Origin of the sequence: Caulobacter hibisci (assembly GCF_016135805.1) — a bacterium.
GTDB lineage: Bacteria > Pseudomonadota > Alphaproteobacteria > Caulobacterales > Caulobacteraceae > Caulobacter > Caulobacter hibisci.
The window spans coordinates 45,425-62,399 of record NZ_JADWOX010000016.1 but is presented as its reverse complement, the minus strand read 5'-3'; the positions used below and the strand labels follow the sequence as shown (position 1 = coordinate 62,399).

The following is a 16,975-nucleotide window of genomic DNA, read 5'->3' as shown; positions in this document are numbered from 1 at the left end:
CGGCGCGACTGGCGGCCGGAACCTTCACCCATCACGGAGAGCCGGAAAAAGGGTTAAGGGACAGCACTTTTTCCGTGTACGGGGGGGTTCTGCGGCGTTGAGTCGCGACTTTCGGCCTCTTGCGCCAGGCGATCGGGACCCTCGGCCAGGGCCTGGGCCACGGCGGCCAGCAGCTCCTCGCGGCGGATCGGCTTGGCCACGTGGCCGTCCATGCCGGCGGCGCGGCAGCGGGCCACCTGCTCGGGCAGGACGTCGGCGCTGAGCGCCAGGATCGGGGTGGCGGCGGCCGGCCCGTCGAGGGCGCGGATGGCGCGGGCGGCGGCCAGGCCGTCCATGCCCGGCATGTGCACGTCCATCAGGATCAGGTCGAAGCTGCCGGTGCGGGCGGCCTCGACGGCCTGGAAGCCGTCCTCGGCGGTGAACACCTGGCAGCCGGCAAGGGTCAGCAGGGCGTCGCCCAGCTCGCGGTTCATCGGATGGTCGTCGACCAGCAGCACCCGGGCCGCGGACGGCGTCGGGGCGTCCTCGTCGGCGGCCTCGACCGGGACGGCCGGCGCGGCGGTCAGGGCGATGTGGAAGGCCGCGCCCGCGCCCAGGGCGCTCTCGACCCAGATCGTCCCGCCCATGCCGCCGACCAGCGCCTTGCTGATCGCCAGCCCCAGGCCGGTGCCGCCATAGGCGCGGCTGATCGAGCTGTCGGCCTGGCTGAACCGTTGGAAGAGCCGGGCCTGCACGTCGGGCGCGATGCCGATGCCGGTGTCGACCACCGAGAACCGCAGGACGCCGACCTCGGGACCGACCACCAGCCGGGCGGCGACCTGGCCCTGGGTGGTGAACTTCACCGCGTTGTTGAGCAGGTTCAGCAGCACCTGGCGCAGGCGCGTCTCGTCCAGCGAGAACAGGCCTTCCGGGTCCTGGCCGCCCAGCGATTCCACGGAGACGGTCACGCTCAATCCCTTGGCTTGCGCTTCGGGGGCGATGATCGCGGCGGCGTCGCGCAGCAGGGCTGCGGGGGAGGCGGGTTCCAGGGTCAGCTCCAGGCGGCCGGCTTCGACCTTGGCGAAGTCGAGCAGGTCATTGACGATCTCGGCCAGCGAGCGGCCGGCGCGGCCGACCAGGTCGAGGCGGCGGCGGTTCTCGGGCGAAAGCTCGGCGTCCTCGGCCACCAGGCCGGTGAAGCCGAGGATGCTGTTCAGCGGGGTGCGGATCTCGTGGCTGATCGTGGCCAGGAACTCCGACTTGGCGGCGTTGGCGGCCTGGGCGCGGGCCTGGGCGGCGCGAGCGGCCGCCTGGCGGCGCACCAGCAGGGCCGACAGCCTGGCCTGACGGCCGAGCGCCAGGGCCGCGGCCATGGCCACCGCATGGAGCACGACGTGGAACACCAGCAGGTCGCGCATCGGTCCGTTGGCCCGCTGCGGATCCAGGCCCACGATGGCCAGGGATGCGGGGATGGCCGCGGCCAGGGCCATCATCACCGCCAGGGCCGCCGCGCGGGGTCCGCCCCGGAAGGCGGCCAGCAGCACCGGCGCGAACACCAGCACCCGCAGCTGCGGCGGTCCGGAGAACACCAGCCACGAGATCACGCCGATCGCCGCCATGCCGACGGCGGGCTCGATCCAGCCGCGCACCGGGAAGGCCTCGGCGTGACGGCGGTCGAGCAGGATCAGGCAGGTGGGCAGGGCCACGGCCACGCCCAGGACGTTGCTGGTGGTCCAGCCGCTCCAGCCGGTCCAGAAGCCGCCGCCTTCGGCCAGGGAGGCCAGGCCGTTGACGCCGATCGAGGTGGCCGCCGTGAACACCGCCGACACCAGGGTCAGCACCAGCAGGCCGCGCATGCTGCGTACCCGTCCAGGCAGCCGCAGCAGCCGCAGGGCGGCGGCCGTGGCGGCGATCTGCACCGCGTCCAATCCGGTGACGGCCACGGCGAAGGCGTGATTGTTGCTGGTGGCCAGGCTGAGGAACAGGTGCAGCACCGTGCACACCGCCAGCAGCACCAGGCCCCGACGCCGGTCCAGGGTCATCAGCCCGGCGATGACGACGGCGTTGGCCGTCCAGATGGTGGCGATTTCCTGGGCCGCGCCGGTCAGGAACAGGCTGTAGGCCATCGAGGCCAGATAGGCGGCCGTCAGCCCGACGGGCCGCCGCCAGCGGCGCCAGCCGCCCGGACGTGGATCCTCGTGGCGCGTGTCCTCGCCAGGCGTGCGCCCGCCAGACGCGACCCTGCCAGACGCGACCCCGCCAGGCGCGTTCCTGTCAGGCGCGCCAGAGCGATCGATCGCGATGTCGAGGCGGTCGGTCCCCACGATGTTCCCCAACGCGCCCGGAGCTGGATGGGTCCGGACGCGGTCAGCGGCACCATGCCGCTGAAATATCGGTTTTTCGTTAAGTGCGCTGACGTTGCGGAAGCGCAAATCGCCCGTCAGGCGAATATTACGTCTCTAAATGTTGCAGTTGTGCAATAGGTGGGCGAGAAACCGTCAAGCTTGACCAGGGCTCGGTTTACTCGACCGCACGTAGCCCCTATCGCCGACCCCGCCCAACCAGGGAGCGTAATTCTCGGGGATAGTCTCTTCATGCGTTTGTTTATCACCACCGCCGTGGCCGCCCTGGCCTTCGCCGGCGCCGCCTCGGCCCAGGACGCCAAGCCCGCCAAGGCCTCGGCCGCACGCAGCCAGTACATCTCGGTCGCCGGCGGCGTCATCGGCAAGTCGGACTACGACTATGACTTCACGGGCGGCTCTGTGACCGCCGACCTCGACGCCGGCGCCCAGGGCGTCGTGGCCTGGGGCGCGACCGTCGGCGCCAACTGGCGCGCCGAGCTGGCCGTGGGCTATCGCAACCAGAAGCTGGACTCGACCGTTCGCATTCCGCCCTACACCTACACCCTGGGCGGCGACAAAGCCCAGACCGTTACCCTCGACATCAACGCCTATTACGACTTCCCGGTCTCGGGACCGGTGAAGCCCTATCTGGGCGCCGGCATCGGCGTGGCCTCGGTGAAGATCGACGACGGCCTGCTCGACGACCGCGGCGACGCCCTCAGCCTGCAAGCCATCGCCGGCGCCAGCTGGGCGGTCTCGCCCACGGTGTCGCTGTTCGCCGAAGGCCGCTTCCAGCGCGTCGGCCCGGTCAAGGTGAAGGTCAGCAACGGCTTCAGCGAGACCAAGTCGGACTTCGACCTGTCGAGCGCCGGCGGCCTGGTGGGCGTGCGCTTCGGCTTCTGAGCCGGACCGACCTGACGAACGAAGGGCGCGCCGGGCCTCCGGCGCGCCCTTTTTTCATTCATCCTAGTGGGTCAGCGCCGCGTAGTGGGCGTTGACGCCGATGAACATCGCCACGGCGACGATCGCGATCACGGCCGTCACCAAGCCGAGAACCTTGATGCGCTTGCGCTTGGGGGGCTTGGGGCCGTTCGAGGGTTCCATGGGGGCATCCTGACTGTTGGGGACAGACGAACGCTCCGGCGGCCCGATCGGCTCCGCTTTTCCCTAGGCCCCCAATCTGAGCAGCGCGGCGCCATGCGGCGGCAGGGTCTGTTCGACCCGACCCGACACCCGGCCCAGGTCCGCGCCGCTCCACAGGTCGCGCGCCGAGACCGCGCCCGAAAGCCCCAGGTCGCGAAGCGGCAGGCCGACGAGCTTGGGCTTCTCGGTGGTGTTGAAGAGGGCGAGGTAGCGCGCCTGGGGCGATCCCTCCGGCCGCGCCGACCAGATCCGCGTGCCATCCTCGACGAAGTGCGGCTGGTTGGCCGTGCTGGCCTGGTTGACGGCCAGTACCGCGCGGTTGGTCAGCAGGCTGAGCGTCGGCTCGTCCAGGTGGCGCAGGTCGCCGCCCATGATCAGCGGCGAGCGGGCGACGGCCCACAGGGTCATCAGGGTGCGCTGCTCGTCGGGGGTGAACTTGCTGTCGCGCTTGCCCAGCGCCAGGCGGCCCAGCGGCAGCATGTCGGCGTCGGGCCAGCCGCCGGGGACGCGGTGTTCGTTCCAGTTCTCCAGCCGGGTGAACTGGGCCTCGAGCATGTGCCACTCGTCCCAGAAGTCGTCGGAGATCCGCCACATCTGGGCGTGGCGGCGCACGTGGTCGGCGCGAGCCACCGGCGTCTCGCCCGGCGACAGCGACAGGATCATCGGCCGCCCCGAGGCCGCGATCGCCTTGTGCGCGGCCTCGATCTCCGGGGCGTGGGCGTCGTAGGGGCGGCTCATGTCGTCCATCTTGACGAAGTCGACGCCCCAGCTGGCCAGCAGCCGGAAGACGCTGTCGTAATAGGCCTGGGCGCCCGGACGGCTCATGTCGACGCCGTACATGTCCGGGTTCCAGGTGCAGGTGCTGGCGGTGTCGGCGATGTCGGCGGCGCGGACCTTGGTTCCCAGCACCGGCAGGTTGGCCTTCACCGCCGCGCGCGGGATGCCGCGCATCAGGTGCACCCCGAACTTCAGGCCGAGCGCGTGGACCTGGTCGGCCAGCGGCTTGAAGCCCCTGCCGCCGGCGCTGGACGGAAAGCGATTGGGGGCCGGCAGCAGCCGCCCGTGGCCGTCCATGGCCGGCTGCGGATCGCGGTTGTACTCGTAGCTGGAGGCCTGCGGCTCGTACCACTGGATGTCGACGGTGAAGACGTCATAGCCGAACGGCAGCAGCCTGGCGGCCATGATCCGCGCCGTCTCCAACGACTGGGCCTCGGTGATGGTGGTGGCGAAGCTGTTCCAGCTGTTCCAGCCCATCGGCGGGCGCGGGGCGAGGAGGGCGGGCTTGGCGCTCTTGGCCGGTTTTGCCGCCTCGGCGGTGGTGGTGGCGGTGGCGGAAGCGGCCGCGCCGGCCATCAGTCCGGCGGCCAGCAGGCCGCGGCGGTGCAGGTCCTGGGTCAAGCGCATCCTCCCATATGTCGTTGGGTTTCTTGTCAGACAATAAGAGCGGATAGGCAAGGTCCCCGCTCCCTTTCACCGAGCCTCTCCGCGAAGGCGGGGATCCAAGCCGAGGTCGGAGTCGCCCGCGGCCTCGCTCCCTTCTGAAATTCAGCTTGGGCCCCCGCCTTCGCGGGGGAGGTCGGAGCGAGATGAGCGCGACGCTCTTGAGCCCCTCCGCTCCCTATGCTCTGTAACGCTCAATAGTCAGACAATACCCTGGGGAAGAACGCATGGACCCGCACCAGACGAGCCGCCGCGCCTTCCTGCTGGCCACCAGCGCCCTGGCCCTAGCCGGACCCGCCGCCGCCGCGACGCCCCCTTCCGAGGCCGGCCGCGTGGTCGCCACGCCCGTGCCCGCCCGCCACGTGACCCTGAAGCCGTCGATCTTCAGCCGCGCCCAGGCCGCCAACCGCGCCTATCTCGTCTCGCTGTCGCCCGACCGACTGCTGCACAACTTCCACCAGGGCGCGGGCCTGCCGCCGAAGGCCCCGGTCTATGGCGGCTGGGAGGCCCAGAGCATCGCCGGCCACACCCTGGGCCACTACCTGACCGCCTGCTCGCTGCAGGTGGCCAATACCGGCGACCCCGAACTGCGCGCCCGCCTGGCCTACACCGTCGCCGAACTGGCCCGCGTCCAGGCCGCCCATGGCGACGGCTATGTCGGCGGGACCACCCGCTGGGGCCAGGCCGATCCGGTCGGCGGCAAGCAGGTGTTCGAGGAACTGCGGCGGGGCGACATCCGGTCCTCGCGCTTCAGCCTCAACGACGGCTGGGTGCCGATCTATACCTGGCACAAGGTCCATGCCGGCCTGCTCGACGCCCACAGCCTGGCCGCCACGCCGGGCGCCCTCGACGTCGCCACGGGCCTGGCCGGCTATTTCGCCACCATCATCGAGGGCCTCAGCGACGACCAGGTGCAGCAGATCCTCGTCACCGAGCACGGCGGGCTCAACGAGGCCTATGCGCAGACCTACGCCCTGACCGGTGATCAGCGCTGGCTGAAGATCGCCCGCCGCCTGCGCCACAAGGCCGTGCTCGACCCGATCGCCGCCCAGCGCGACGAGCTGGCCGGCCTGCACGCCAACACCCAGATCCCCAAGGTCATCGGTCTCGCCCGTCTCTACGAGGTCGGCGGCGATCCGGCCGAGGCGACCGCCGCGCGCTTCTTCCACACCGCCGTGACCCGCGACCACAGCTACGTCATCGGCGGCAACAGCGACCGCGAGCACTTCGGCAAGCCCGGCCAGATCGCCCGCCACATGGCCGAGACCACCTGCGAGGCCTGCAACAGCTACAACATGCTGAAGCTGACCCGGCATCTCTGGAGCTGGAAGCCTGACGGCGCCCTGTTCGACTATTACGAGCGCGCCCAGCTCAACCACATCATGGCCCACCAGAACCCCGCCGACGGCCGGTTCGTCTATTTCATGCCGATGGCGGCGGGCGGACGGCGCAGCTATTCGACCTACGAGGACAGCTTCTGGTGCTGTGTCGGCTCGGGCATGGAGAGCCACGCCAAGCACGCCGACAGCGTCTGGTGGAAGGGCGGCGAGACGCTGTACCTGAACCTCTTCATCCCCTCGACGCTCGACCTGCCGGACGGCGATTTCGCCATCGACCTCGACACCCGCTATCCGGCCGACGGCAAGGTCAGCCTGGCAATCACCCGCGCCCCGCAGGGCGAGCGCGAGATCGCCGTGCGCTTGCCGGCCTGGAGCGCCCGTCCGCTGGTCAGCGTCAACGGCAAGCCCGCCGGGGTGCGCGGCGCCGACGGCTATGCTCGCCTCAAGCGCCGCTGGAAGGCCGGCGACCGCATCGACCTCTCCCTGCCGATGGAGCTGCGGGCCGAACCGACGCCGGATGATCCCAACCTGGTGGCCTTCGTCTCCGGCCCGCTGGTGCTGGCCGCCAGCGTCGGCGCGGCCGACCGGCCGTTCGAGCGCGCCGCCCCGGCCCTGGTCGGCGACGGTCCCGCCGCCGGCCTGCTGCGCAAGGTCGGCGCGCTGGACCACACCTATGCCGCGCGCACCGCCCAGGGCGAGGCGGTGGTCTTTGGCCCGTTCTTCAATCTCTACACGGAGCGTACGGCCGTCTACGTCCCGACCTTCACCAGGGCCCGCTGGACGGCGGAGGGGCCGGCCTATCTGGCCGCCGAGCGCACCCGGATCGACACCGTCGCCCGCACGGTCGACACCGTCTATCTCGGCGAGCAGCAGCCCGAGGTCGACCACGCGGTGACCGCCGGCGGCGGCGAGATCATCCAGCTCAACGGCCGCAGCGGCCGCAAGCTGTCGCCCGGCGGCTGGCTGGAAATGACCCTCAAGCGCCGCCCCGGGCCGCTGGTGCTGCAACTGGTCCATTGGGGCCAGGATGTGGGCCAGTCGGCGCGGGTGCTGGTCGATGGCGTGGCGGTCGGCAGCTTCGAGACCCCGACGACCCGCCGCGACGGCTTCTTCGCGGTGGACGTGCCGCTGCCGGCGGGAACGGGTCCGGCGCGGGTGCGGCTGGAGGCCGGCGACAAGCCGGTGCTGATCTATGAGGCCCGGGTGATGGCGGCAACTTCCAAGTCCGTCATCCCGGCCGAAGCGTAGCGAAGAGCCGGGACCCAGGGGACTGGGTGTTAGCGATAATGATCGCCGTTCCCCCCTCCTCCGAGCACCCCCGCGAAGGCGGGGGTCCAAGCCGAGTCGGACGATCGATCCCACCGCCAGCCCAACCTCAGCTTGGGTCCCCGCCTTCGCGGGGATTGTGCGGTTGAGAGGGCGGTCGAAGGAAGCTCAAGCTCAGCTCGCCCCCTCTAGATCGGCCGCCGCGCCTCCTCGGCCATCTTGTCGGCCTGGCGGTCCATCTCGTCGGCCTGGGCCGGCAGCTGGCGGGCGACGGCCAGCAGTTGGGCGTCGGTGACCGCGTTGGCGCGGCCGCGGTTCTCGGCGATCTGCTTGGCGCGATAGGCCGGGTCGCGCAGGCGGGCGGCTTCGGCGCGCATCTCGCGGGCCCCCTTGCGCATCTGCTCGACGCCGAAGGCCATGTCGACGCGGGCCTGACGCCGATGGCGGGCGGCCTCCTGCTCGGCGCGCTGGCCGGCCTGACGGGCCTGCTCGCCCTCCGCCCTTGCCCTGTCGGCCTCGACGCGAGCCTCGCGCACGGCCACGCGCACGGCGTCGGCCTGGCGGATGCCTTCAGCGACCTGGATGCGGACCTGCGTGGCGGCCATCTCGGCCAGGTGGGCGTCGGCCTCGGCGCGGGCGGCGGCCTGGATCTGGGCCTGGACGGACGCCTCGACATGGACGGCGGGCGGTTCCGGAGGCGGCGGGGGTTCGGGCGGGGCCGGGGGCTCGGGCCAGGCGGCTAGTTCGGGCGGCGGCGGCGCGGGGGGCGCGGGCGGCGCGGGCGGGGCCGGCGCGGCCAGCGGCGGGACGGGCGGAGCCGGCGGCGGCGGCGGGGGCTCGGCGACGACGACCTTTTGCTGGGTCAGGCCCAGGGCGGCCACGGGCGCGGCGACGGCGGCCAGGGCGAGCAGGGTCAGGGCGACCGTCAGCGGACGGCGCGCGGCGGCGGGGCTCATGATGCAGGCGATCCTCTTGCTCAGGGTGCGGGAGTCGGCGGCCATGGCGCTGGCCATTCCGGGATTGGGGTCAGGGATGCGGCCGGGAGCGGCGTGGGCGGCCAGGCGGACCAGGGCCTTGGCGTAGAGCGTGCGGTCGACGCTGGTCAGGGCGGCGGCGTCGGCGGCCTCTTCCGAGCGCTCGACCAGGGTCGCGTGTAGCCGCCAGACCAGCGGGTTGAACCAGAAGATCGCCACCACCAGCCGCGACAGCAGCAGGAAGATCCAGTCGTGGCGACGCAGGTGGGCCATCTCGTGGGCCAGGATCGCCGGGGCGGCCTGGCGCTGGTCCAGGGTGGCCGGGTCGACCAGGATGAAGCCGGGGGCGACGCCCCAGCTCAGCGGGCCGGCGACCCGGTCGCTGGCCGCCAGGCCGGGACGGTCGGCGGGCTCAAGGTCTTCCAGCGGCGCCAGCCAGTAGGGGCAGCGCACGGCCTGGGCCTTGCGGGTCCAGCGGTCGAGGGTCAGCACCCCCAGCAGCAGCCGGCCGGCGATGGCGGCGAAGCCCAGCAGCCACAGGCCGCCGACGATCGTCAGGGCGGAAAGGCCGCTCGGGGCGGGGAGGGGCTCGGTTGCGCCGGTCGTGACGGGGGCGGGCAGGGCCAGTGGCGGAGCGTCGGCCGGCAGCAGGGCCAGGTCCAGGGCCGGCAGCACGGTCATCAGCACCGGCAGGGCCAGCAGCAGGCCGGCCGCGCCGCGCAGGACGTCCACCTTGTCGGCCGGACGGGTGACGAGGAAACGGGCGCAGGCCAGGCCCGCCCCGGCGATCAGGCTGGACTTGACCAGCAGGCCGGCGAGCAGGTCCCAGGTCACGACTTGCTCCCCTCGACTTGCGTCGCCTGGTCGATGGCCCGTTCCAGCTCGGCCGCCTCTTCGGGGGTCAGCTTCTGGCCCAGGCCCAGCAGGGCGGTGGCGGCGCTGGCGGCCGAGCCGGCGAAGAAGGTGTCGATCACCCGCCGCAGGGCGCTGGCCGCCACGGCCTCGGTGCGCTGCACGGGGCGATAGAGCCGGCCCTCTGCGTCGCTGGTGCGCGCCACCAGGCCCTTGGCCTCCAGCCGCGACAGCATGGTGCGCACGGCGGAGTCGCTGAGCGGATCCGACAGGGCCCCGCGCACCCCGGCGGCGGTGCTGGCCTCCAGCCGGCAGAGGGTCTCGAAGACCTCGCGTTCGCGTCTGGGCAGGGATTCGATCACGACGGGCTCCACGGGCGATGTCGCTACAGGTGTAGCGCTACATGTGTGGCGGATTGCGGCGAAAATGAGGCGCTCTTTTCGTGTCTGATTTGTCTGACAAATGGGATTCCCGTGCTAAGCAGGTGGCCACGCCCGAAGAGGCGGACTGAGGGAGACGTTGCATGCGGAAGGTCCTGACGGCCGGAGTCGCGGTTCTGGCTTTGGCGGGCGCCTGGGCGGCCCAGGCTCAACCCAAGGTCGATCCCGTGCAGGTCGACGCCTCGCGCCCCGACTGGGAGAACCCCGCCGTCAACGCCCGCGGCAAGCTGCCGGCCGTGGCCAGCCACTTCCCGTTCGAGAGCCGCGCCGCCGCCCTGGCCGGCGACATGACCAAGTCCGAGCGCTACCTGAGCCTCGACGGCCAGTGGGCCTTCCAGTTCAGTCCGTCGTCGGACGATGTGCCGACCGGCTTCGAAAAGTCGGACTATGACGCCTCCAGCTGGAAGAGCATCAAGGTCCCGGCCATGTGGCAGACGCAGGGCTACGACCAGGCGCGCTACAACAACATCACCTATCCGTTCCCGGCCAACCGCCCGCTGATCCCGCACGCGACCAATACGGTCGGATCCTATCGCCGGACCTTCGAGGTCCCGGCCGGCTGGAGCGGCCAGGACGTCATCCTGCACATCGGCGCGGCCGGGGCGGCCTACCAGGTCTGGGTCAACGGGGTGGAGGCCGGCTACTACGAGGACTCCAAGCTGCCGGCCGAGTTCGACGTGACCAAGCTGGTCAAGCCGGGCACGAACCTCGTCGCCATCCAGATCCACCGCTGGGCGGACGGGTCGTACCTCGAGGACCAGGACTTCTGGCGCGTCTCGGGCATCGAGCGGTCGGTCTATCTCAAGGCGGTTCCGCAGGCCCGGGCGTCCGACCTGTTCGTCAAGGCGGGGCTGGACAAGGCCTACCGCGATGGGACCCTGGCCACCGAGCTGGCCCTGACCGCCCGCAAGGCCCCGCTGACCGTGCGGATGACCCTGCTGGACGGCGACAAGGAAGTCCTCAAGACCGAGACCAAGGTCGCCGCCGGCGCGGCCCGCACCGTCAGCCTGTCGGCCACCGTCCCGAACGTCCGCCAATGGACCGCCGAGACGCCCAACCTCTACACCCTGCTGGTCGAGCTGATCGACGCCCAGGGCGAGGTCGTCCAGGCCACGCCCCAGCGGATCGGCTTCCGCACCGTCGAGATCAAGGACGGCCGGGTGAGCGTCAACGGCCGCCCGATCGTCATCCGCGGCGTCAATCGCCACGAGCACGACCCGGAGACCTTCCACGTGATCTCCGAAGCCTCGATGCGCCGCGACATCGAGCTGATGAAGAAGGCCAACATCAACGCCGTCCGCACCTCGCACTACCCCAACGACGAGCGCTGGTACGCCCTGGCCGACGAGTACGGTCTCTATGTGATGGACGAGGCCAATATCGAGAGCCACGCCTACATGGACTACGGCAACAAGCACCCCGAGCTGCGCGAGCAGATGCAGCTGGGCTTCGACCCGGCCTGGGAAGCGGCCCACCGCGACCGGGTGCTGAACATGGTCGAGCGCGACAAGAACCACCCGTCGGTGATCTTCTGGTCGCTGGGCAACGAGGCCGGCATCGGGCCCAATTTCGAGAAGGCCGCGGCCGCCGCTCGCAAGCGCGATCCCAGCCGGCTGATCTCGTACCTGGGCTGGGGCACGCTGGACTGGGAGCACGAGCCCAACGCCTACGTCGATATCTACGCCCCGATGTACGACGACATCGAGAAGATGGTCGACTGGGCCACCGATCCGTCGCGCACCCAGCCGATGATCCAGTGCGAATACGCCCACATGCAGGGCAATGGCGGCGGCAACTTCAAGGACTACTGGGACACCATCTACAAGTACGACAAGCTGCAGGGCGGCTTCGTCTGGGACTGGGTGGACCAGTCGATGTACCGCTACGCCAAGGACGGCAGGCGCTACTGGGGCGACGGCGGCGAGTACGGCCCCAATCCCGGCGGCGACATCGAGTTCGGCGACGGCATGATCCAGCCCGATCGCACGCCCAATCCGCACTATTACGAGGTGCGCAAGGTGCTCTCGCCGATCCAGTTTAGCGGTTTCGACCCGGCGACCGGCAAGCTGACCGTGACCAACCGTCATGACTTCCGCGACCTGTCGGGCTTCGACTTCGACTGGGTGCTGGAGGCGAACGGCGTCGAGGTCGCCACGGGCGCTCTTCCCGCCCTGGCGACCAAGGCCCGGGGCGTCGAGACCCTGGCCCTGCCGCTGCCGGCCATCGCGACGGCGCCGGGCGTCGAATATTTCGTCACCGTCCGGGCCAAGGCCAAGGCCGGCGCCGTGCCGATGACCCCGGCCGGCTTCGTGGTCGGCTGGGAGCAGTTCCCGGTGCTGGCCGCGCCCAAGCCCGTCGTCGCCCGCCCAGGCGCGGTGGCGCTCACCGACGGAGACGGCACGGTCACCCTGTCGGCGGCCGGCGCGCGGCTGACCATCGACAAGGCCACGGGCCTGGTTTCGGCCTACGCCAAGGACGGCGTCGTCCTGGCCAAGGGCGGGGCGCCCAATTTCGTCCGGGCCGAGACCGACAACGACACCGCCACCGGCACGGTCGCCCAGCAGAAGCCGTGGCGGACCATGACCGACACCCGCCGGCTGCGCGGCCTCGTGGCCCAGAAGATCGGCGACGACGAGGCCCGGGTGGTGGTCCAATACGCCCTGGGGGCCGGGGCGGCGCGCTTCACCACCACCTACGTCATGACCGGCGACGGCTCGGTGGCGGTGGCCGGCGACCTGGAGCCGCTGAAGGACGACCTGCCGCCGCCGGTGCGGGTGGGGCTGTGGTTCACCCTGCCGGCCCAGCCGAAGACCGTGGAATGGTACGGCCGTGGGCCGCACGAAAGCTATGTCGACCGCCTGACCTCGGCCCCGATCGGCCTGTGGCGCGGCGCGCTGGCCGAGCAGAACCACGACTACATGCGGCCCCAGGACACCGGCAACAAGGTCGGGGTGCGCTGGCTGGAGCTGTCGGGCGGGACCGCGCCTGAAGGCAAGGTTGGGGGCCTTCGCGTCGAGGCGGCCGACAAGCCGCTGATGATCAACGCCCTGGCCTTCCCCTATACCGACCTCTATCGCCGCGCGCCGGGGACCTGGAAGTCGTCCGACATCGTGCCGCACGGCGACGGGACCCTGCTGGTCGACGCGGCCCAGTGGGGCGTCGGCGGCGACACCACCTGGAACTTCGTCGGCCAGCCGCACGGCCAGTACCGCACGAAGCTGGAGCGCACCCGCGTCAGCTTCCGCCTGACCCCGTTCGCGGGCGAGGGCACGACGCCGGACAAGGCCAAACCGGCGCGGGCGACCGAGGTCGAATAGGGCTCAGCCCTTCGGCTTCTTGGGCTTGGACGCCGTGGGAGCCTCGGGCGCGTCTGCCTGGACGATGGCTTCGGCCGGCGTCCCGGCGGCGACCGCCGGGGAGGCGGCCGGACCCAGGGCCGCGCCCTGGGCCAGCAGCGGGATGTGCACCGACAGCTCCAGCGGGATGGTCCAGGTCACCCGGCCGTCGGGATCGACCCGCGCCGCGCCGGTCGCGACCGGCGGGGGCGTGACGGGAGAGGGCGGGGCGTCGTCGGCGAAATACTCCGCCGCCCCCAGGTCCAGCGCCCCGCTCAGGCGGTCGCGGGCAAGGGGCTCCAGCGCCGCCAGCCGCTGCCGGATCGTGCGGACGATGGCGCTGATCCGCACCCCCTCGTTGATCTGGATATTGGCCAGCGGCGCGCCGGCCGCGTCGGTCTTCTGGATCCACGGCCCGCCCCAGTGGTGCAGGGCGATGACGTCCCATTCGCTGTTGAACACCGGCGCGCCGGACGAGCCCGGCTGGGTGTCGGCCACGTAGTGCAGGGCGTCGTCATAGCGCGAGACCAGCCGGTTCTCGCGCAGCACCACCTCCTTGTGGCGGCCTTCCGGGTGCTGGACGATGTTGGCGTACTCGCCCAGCATGTGCTTGTCCTTGGCGTCCGACAGACCGCAGAAGCCGTAGCCGTCCAGGGCCGCGGCATTGGCGTCGATCGCCGCGCCCACCCCGATCACCGTGAAGTCCAGGCCGCTGACCGGGTCGGTGATGAACACCGCCGTGTCGAAGGCGTAGCGGCTGACCGGCCGCGGCTGGCCGCGCAGGTCGACCTCGTAGTCCAGCTCCAGCACCAGCTGCTGGGCGATCTCGGGATTGTCGATGACGTGGTTGTTGGTGATGAACAGCCCGCCGCCGATCAGGAAGCCGCTGCCGCGCGGCCGGCCGTTGCGGAACGCCACCCGGCCCACGGCCCGCGCCGCCTTGGCCCCCTTGGCCAGGAACGAGACATTGACGAAATCCAGGCTGTCGCCCCAGACGGCCTCGGCCCCCAGCGGCGGAGGGGCGGGCGGTTCCGACGGCTTGCCGTCCAGCGCCAGCATCGCCTCGCCTGTTCGGGGGGAGGGCGCCCCCTGGGCCGCGCCCTGGATGTTGGCGGCGACGGCGACGGCTTCCTTCGGGGTCAGGGCCGCCTTGCGCTGCAGGCGGTCGCGCAGCCGCTCGGTCTCGGGCTCGGCGGCGTAGGGATTGCCCGCCTCGGCCAGTCGCAGGGCGCGCCGGATGCCGGACGCGGCCTTGGCGATCCGGGCCCGCGCGGCGGCTTCGACCTCGTCCGTCATGCTCGGCCCCGGCTGTTGTCGAAGTTTCGCATAACGCTGCTATGCTATTTATGCAAGCATCATTGACTCTTGCACTCATAACGAGAAATTTGAAAAAGGCCGGTCTCGGGGGGAGCGCCGGCCCGCACCAAACGCATCAAAAACGGCATCAAAAAACTGGGAGGCTGCGATGGCCGACAAGAAAACCCCCTCGGAGGCGCTGGGCGAGTCCGCCGTGCGCTCCGCCACGGACCGGGCCACCGATCCGCTGTTCGTTCCTCACCCCGACAGCCTGCCCGAGCGCCTGTCCGGCGCCGAGGCGCTTGGCGGAGACACCTATTCCGAACTGCTGGAATCGATTTGCGGCACGACCGACGACAGCCAGCCGGTCGAGCAATACAACGGGGCCCTGGGGGTCACGACCGCCTTCGTCGGCGCCCACCAGGCCCATGCCTGCCAGGTGCAGTGGAACGCCAACCTGGCCTCGATCTACACCAATCCCGGCACCGTGAACGGCGTGCGCTGGGGCTCGGGCACGATGATCGCCGACGACATCCTGCTGACCTGCGGCCACCTGTTCGACCAGACCGGCGGCGGCTGGGAGCGGCCGCGCGTCAACGGCACGACCAACATCATCTCGCCGCAAGACATCGCCCGCAACATGCACCTGAACTTCAACTTCCAGGTGGATCCGGCCGGCAATCCGCGCGCCGAGCAGAGCTTCCCGATCCTGGAGCTGCTGGAATACCGCCTGGGCGGCCTGGACATGGCCATCTGCCGGATCGGCGGCAATCCCGGCGCGATCTTCGGCCGGGCCCTGGTCTCGACCACCGACGCGGCCTCGCCCGACATGATCTGCGTGATCGGCCACCCGGCCGGCCAGCGCAAGCGCATCGAGGCGGGCCCGACCACGGCCATCGACGGCAACCTGATCCGCTACAACGACATCGACACCCTGGGCGGCAATTCCGGCTCGGGCATCTGGCGGGCCAGCGACGGGCGGATCGTCGGGGTGCACACCAACGGCGGCTGCAACGCCGCCAGCCCGGCCGGCGGCGGCAGCAATTTCGGCCAGCGGATCGCGGCGGTCATCGCCGTCTCGCCGACCCTGCAACGGATCACCCGGCCGATCGTCAAGCTGAAGGTGCTCGACGATCCGATCGCGACCTTGAAGGTGCGCGACGACCTCAAGCTGAAGGTGGTCGACGACCCGATCTCCACCCTGAAGTTCCGCGACGACGGCATCCCCAAGCGCAAGGTGCTGGACGACGTCAAGCAGCCGGGCCTCGACAAGATCCCGGGCGGCGAGAACAAGTCGGCCGGCTTCGACGATCCGGGCCGCTTCGATCCCGGCCGCGTGGTCATCAATCCGGCCGTGCTGAACCGCGCCCTGCCCGAGGGCGCCCAGGCCCGGCCGTTCATCCTGTCGACCCCGCACCACTCGGAAGCCTGGAACGGCACGGCCAGCGCCACGCCGACCGGCCAGGACGAGGCCGCCCAGGTCGAGGCGGCCCTCGGCCAGCTGGCTGAGCACATCGCCGCGGCGGAAGCCGAGCTGCAGCAGCTGGACAACCAGTACCGGCAGCTGTTGGCGCACTACCAGGCGCTGGTCGGGCAGGGCGGATGACGGCCGGCGCGATCCTGATCGTTTCGCATGCCGGCGACCAGCACACCCAGGCGGTCCTCGACCGCCTGGGCAAGGCCGGGGCCGAGCCGATCCTGTTCGACACGGCGCGGTTCCCGGGCGAGATCCGCCTGGGTATCGCCCACCACAACGGAAGCGGCTCGTCCCTGAGCGCGGTGATCGACGGGGTCGAGCGCGACCTGTCGGCGGTGCGTTCGGCCTGGTGGCGGCGGCCGCTGCCCTATGGCCTGGACGAGGCCATGACCGATCCCGACGACCGCAACTTCGCCTTTGGCGAATGCCAGGCGGCGATCAACGGCCTGTGGTCGTGCCTGGACGCCACCTGGATGAACGACCCGATCCGCGACGAGGCCGCCGCCCGCAAGACCTGGCAGCTGAAGCTGGCCGCCGCCATGGGCCTGCGCGCGCCCCGCACCCTGATCACCAACGATCCGGACCGGGCGCGGGAGTTCATCGCGGCCGAGGGCGACCGGGGGGTGATCTACAAGGCCTTCTCGGCCACCGACCGGGCCTGGCGCGAGACCCGGCTGCTGCGCCCTGAGGAGCAGGACCAGCTCGACGCCGTGCGCCATGCGCCGCTGATCTTCCAGGAGCACATCCGCGCCGACATCGACCTGCGGATCACCGTGGTGGGACCCAAGATCTTCGCCGCCGAGATCCATTCGGGCGCCACCAACTACCGGGTGGATTTCCGCATGACGATGTACGACGCCGACATGCGTCCCCACGTCCTGCCGGACGCGGTGATCGCCGACCTGCGGGCGCTGATGGCGCGGCTGGGCCTGGTCTACGGGGCCATCGACATGCGCCTGACCCCGGAGGGCGAGTACGTGTTCCTCGAGGTCAATCCGGCCGGCCAGTGGCTGTTCATCGAGGAACGCACGGGCCAGCCGATCACCGAGGCGGTGGCCGAGCAGCTGATGGCGGCGGCGGCTTGACGTCCT

Annotated in this window: 11 protein-coding genes; 5 read left to right on the top strand and 6 right to left on the bottom strand. The window is 71.0% G+C overall.

The window, feature by feature from the left end; genetic code table 11:
- Nucleotides 1-53: 53 nt before the first annotated feature.
- Entirely contained in the window at nt 54-2,303 is a 2,250-nt protein-coding gene (locus I4Q42_RS19525; RefSeq protein WP_332873116.1) for an ATP-binding protein, read from the bottom strand.
- 270 nt (nt 2,304-2,573) lie between these two features.
- On the opposite strand from I4Q42_RS19525, the gene I4Q42_RS19520 reads away from it, so the two are divergent.
- On the top strand, nt 2,574-3,224 hold the full coding sequence (locus I4Q42_RS19520) for an outer membrane protein (protein WP_198577764.1): 651 nt from the start codon (nt 2,574-2,576) through the stop codon (nt 3,222-3,224).
- 63 nt (nt 3,225-3,287) lie between these two features.
- Here the strand turns inward: I4Q42_RS19520 and I4Q42_RS19515 are convergent, their stop codons facing one another.
- On the bottom strand, nt 3,288-3,425 hold the full coding sequence (locus I4Q42_RS19515) for a hypothetical protein (protein ID WP_198577763.1): 138 nt from the start codon (nt 3,423-3,425) through the stop codon (nt 3,288-3,290).
- A 63-nt stretch (nt 3,426-3,488) separates the two neighbouring features.
- Nucleotides 3,489-4,862, bottom strand: a complete 1,374-nt coding sequence (locus tag I4Q42_RS19510; protein WP_232793298.1) for a glycoside hydrolase family 27 protein — start codon at nt 4,860-4,862, stop codon at nt 3,489-3,491.
- A 269-nt stretch (nt 4,863-5,131) separates the two neighbouring features.
- Here I4Q42_RS19510 and I4Q42_RS19505 point away from each other — a divergent pair, with 269 nt between their 5' ends.
- Nucleotides 5,132-7,492, top strand: coding sequence for a beta-L-arabinofuranosidase domain-containing protein (locus I4Q42_RS19505; RefSeq protein ID WP_198577761.1), 2,361 nt, complete (start codon nt 5,132-5,134; stop codon nt 7,490-7,492).
- Nucleotides 7,493-7,698: 206 nt separating this feature from the next.
- Here the strand turns inward: I4Q42_RS19505 and I4Q42_RS19500 are convergent, their stop codons facing one another.
- Together I4Q42_RS19500 and I4Q42_RS19495 are read right to left on the bottom strand one after the other, a co-directional pair.
- Nucleotides 7,699-9,318, bottom strand: a complete 1,620-nt coding sequence (locus I4Q42_RS19500) for a M56 family metallopeptidase (RefSeq protein ID WP_198577760.1) — start codon at nt 9,316-9,318, stop codon at nt 7,699-7,701.
- Entirely contained in the window at nt 9,315-9,698 is a 384-nt protein-coding gene (locus I4Q42_RS19495) for a BlaI/MecI/CopY family transcriptional regulator (protein ID WP_198577759.1), read from the bottom strand. Before I4Q42_RS19495 ends, I4Q42_RS19500 begins: the two co-directional genes overlap by 4 nt.
- 161 nt (nt 9,699-9,859) lie before the next feature.
- Between I4Q42_RS19495 and I4Q42_RS19490 the strand changes: the two genes are divergently transcribed.
- On the top strand, nt 9,860-13,093 hold the full coding sequence (locus I4Q42_RS19490; RefSeq protein ID WP_198577758.1) for a glycoside hydrolase family 2 TIM barrel-domain containing protein: 3,234 nt from the start codon (nt 9,860-9,862) through the stop codon (nt 13,091-13,093).
- Nucleotides 13,094-13,096: 3 nt separating this feature from the next.
- Here the strand turns inward: I4Q42_RS19490 and I4Q42_RS19485 are convergent, their stop codons facing one another.
- Nucleotides 13,097-14,407, bottom strand: a complete 1,311-nt coding sequence (locus I4Q42_RS19485; protein WP_198577757.1) for a trypsin-like serine peptidase — start codon at nt 14,405-14,407, stop codon at nt 13,097-13,099.
- 169 nt (nt 14,408-14,576) lie between these two features.
- Between I4Q42_RS19485 and I4Q42_RS19480 the strand changes: the two genes are divergently transcribed.
- Entirely contained in the window at nt 14,577-16,013 is a 1,437-nt protein-coding gene (locus tag I4Q42_RS19480; protein WP_198577756.1) for a trypsin-like serine peptidase, read from the top strand.
- On the top strand, nt 16,010-16,969 hold the full coding sequence (locus tag I4Q42_RS19475; protein ID WP_198577755.1) for an MvdC/MvdD family ATP grasp protein: 960 nt from the start codon (nt 16,010-16,012) through the stop codon (nt 16,967-16,969). The genes I4Q42_RS19480 and I4Q42_RS19475 overlap by 4 nt, the downstream gene beginning before the upstream one ends.
- Nucleotides 16,970-16,975 lie beyond the last annotated feature (6 nt).

Coding starts and splice junctions, on each gene's coding strand:
- I4Q42_RS19520 (WP_198577764.1), top strand. CDS start 2,574: ATGCGTTTGTTTATCACCACCGCCGTGGCCGCCCTGGCCTTCGCCGGC.
- I4Q42_RS19515 (WP_198577763.1), bottom strand. CDS start 3,425: ATGGAACCCTCGAACGGCCCCAAGCCCCCCAAGCGCAAGCGCATCAAG.
- I4Q42_RS19505 (WP_198577761.1), top strand. CDS start 5,132: ATGGACCCGCACCAGACGAGCCGCCGCGCCTTCCTGCTGGCCACCAGC.
- I4Q42_RS19490 (WP_198577758.1), top strand. CDS start 9,860: ATGCGGAAGGTCCTGACGGCCGGAGTCGCGGTTCTGGCTTTGGCGGGC.
- I4Q42_RS19485 (WP_198577757.1), bottom strand. CDS start 14,407: ATGACGGACGAGGTCGAAGCCGCCGCGCGGGCCCGGATCGCCAAGGCC.
- I4Q42_RS19480 (WP_198577756.1), top strand. CDS start 14,577: ATGGCCGACAAGAAAACCCCCTCGGAGGCGCTGGGCGAGTCCGCCGTG.
- I4Q42_RS19475 (WP_198577755.1), top strand. CDS start 16,010: ATGACGGCCGGCGCGATCCTGATCGTTTCGCATGCCGGCGACCAGCAC.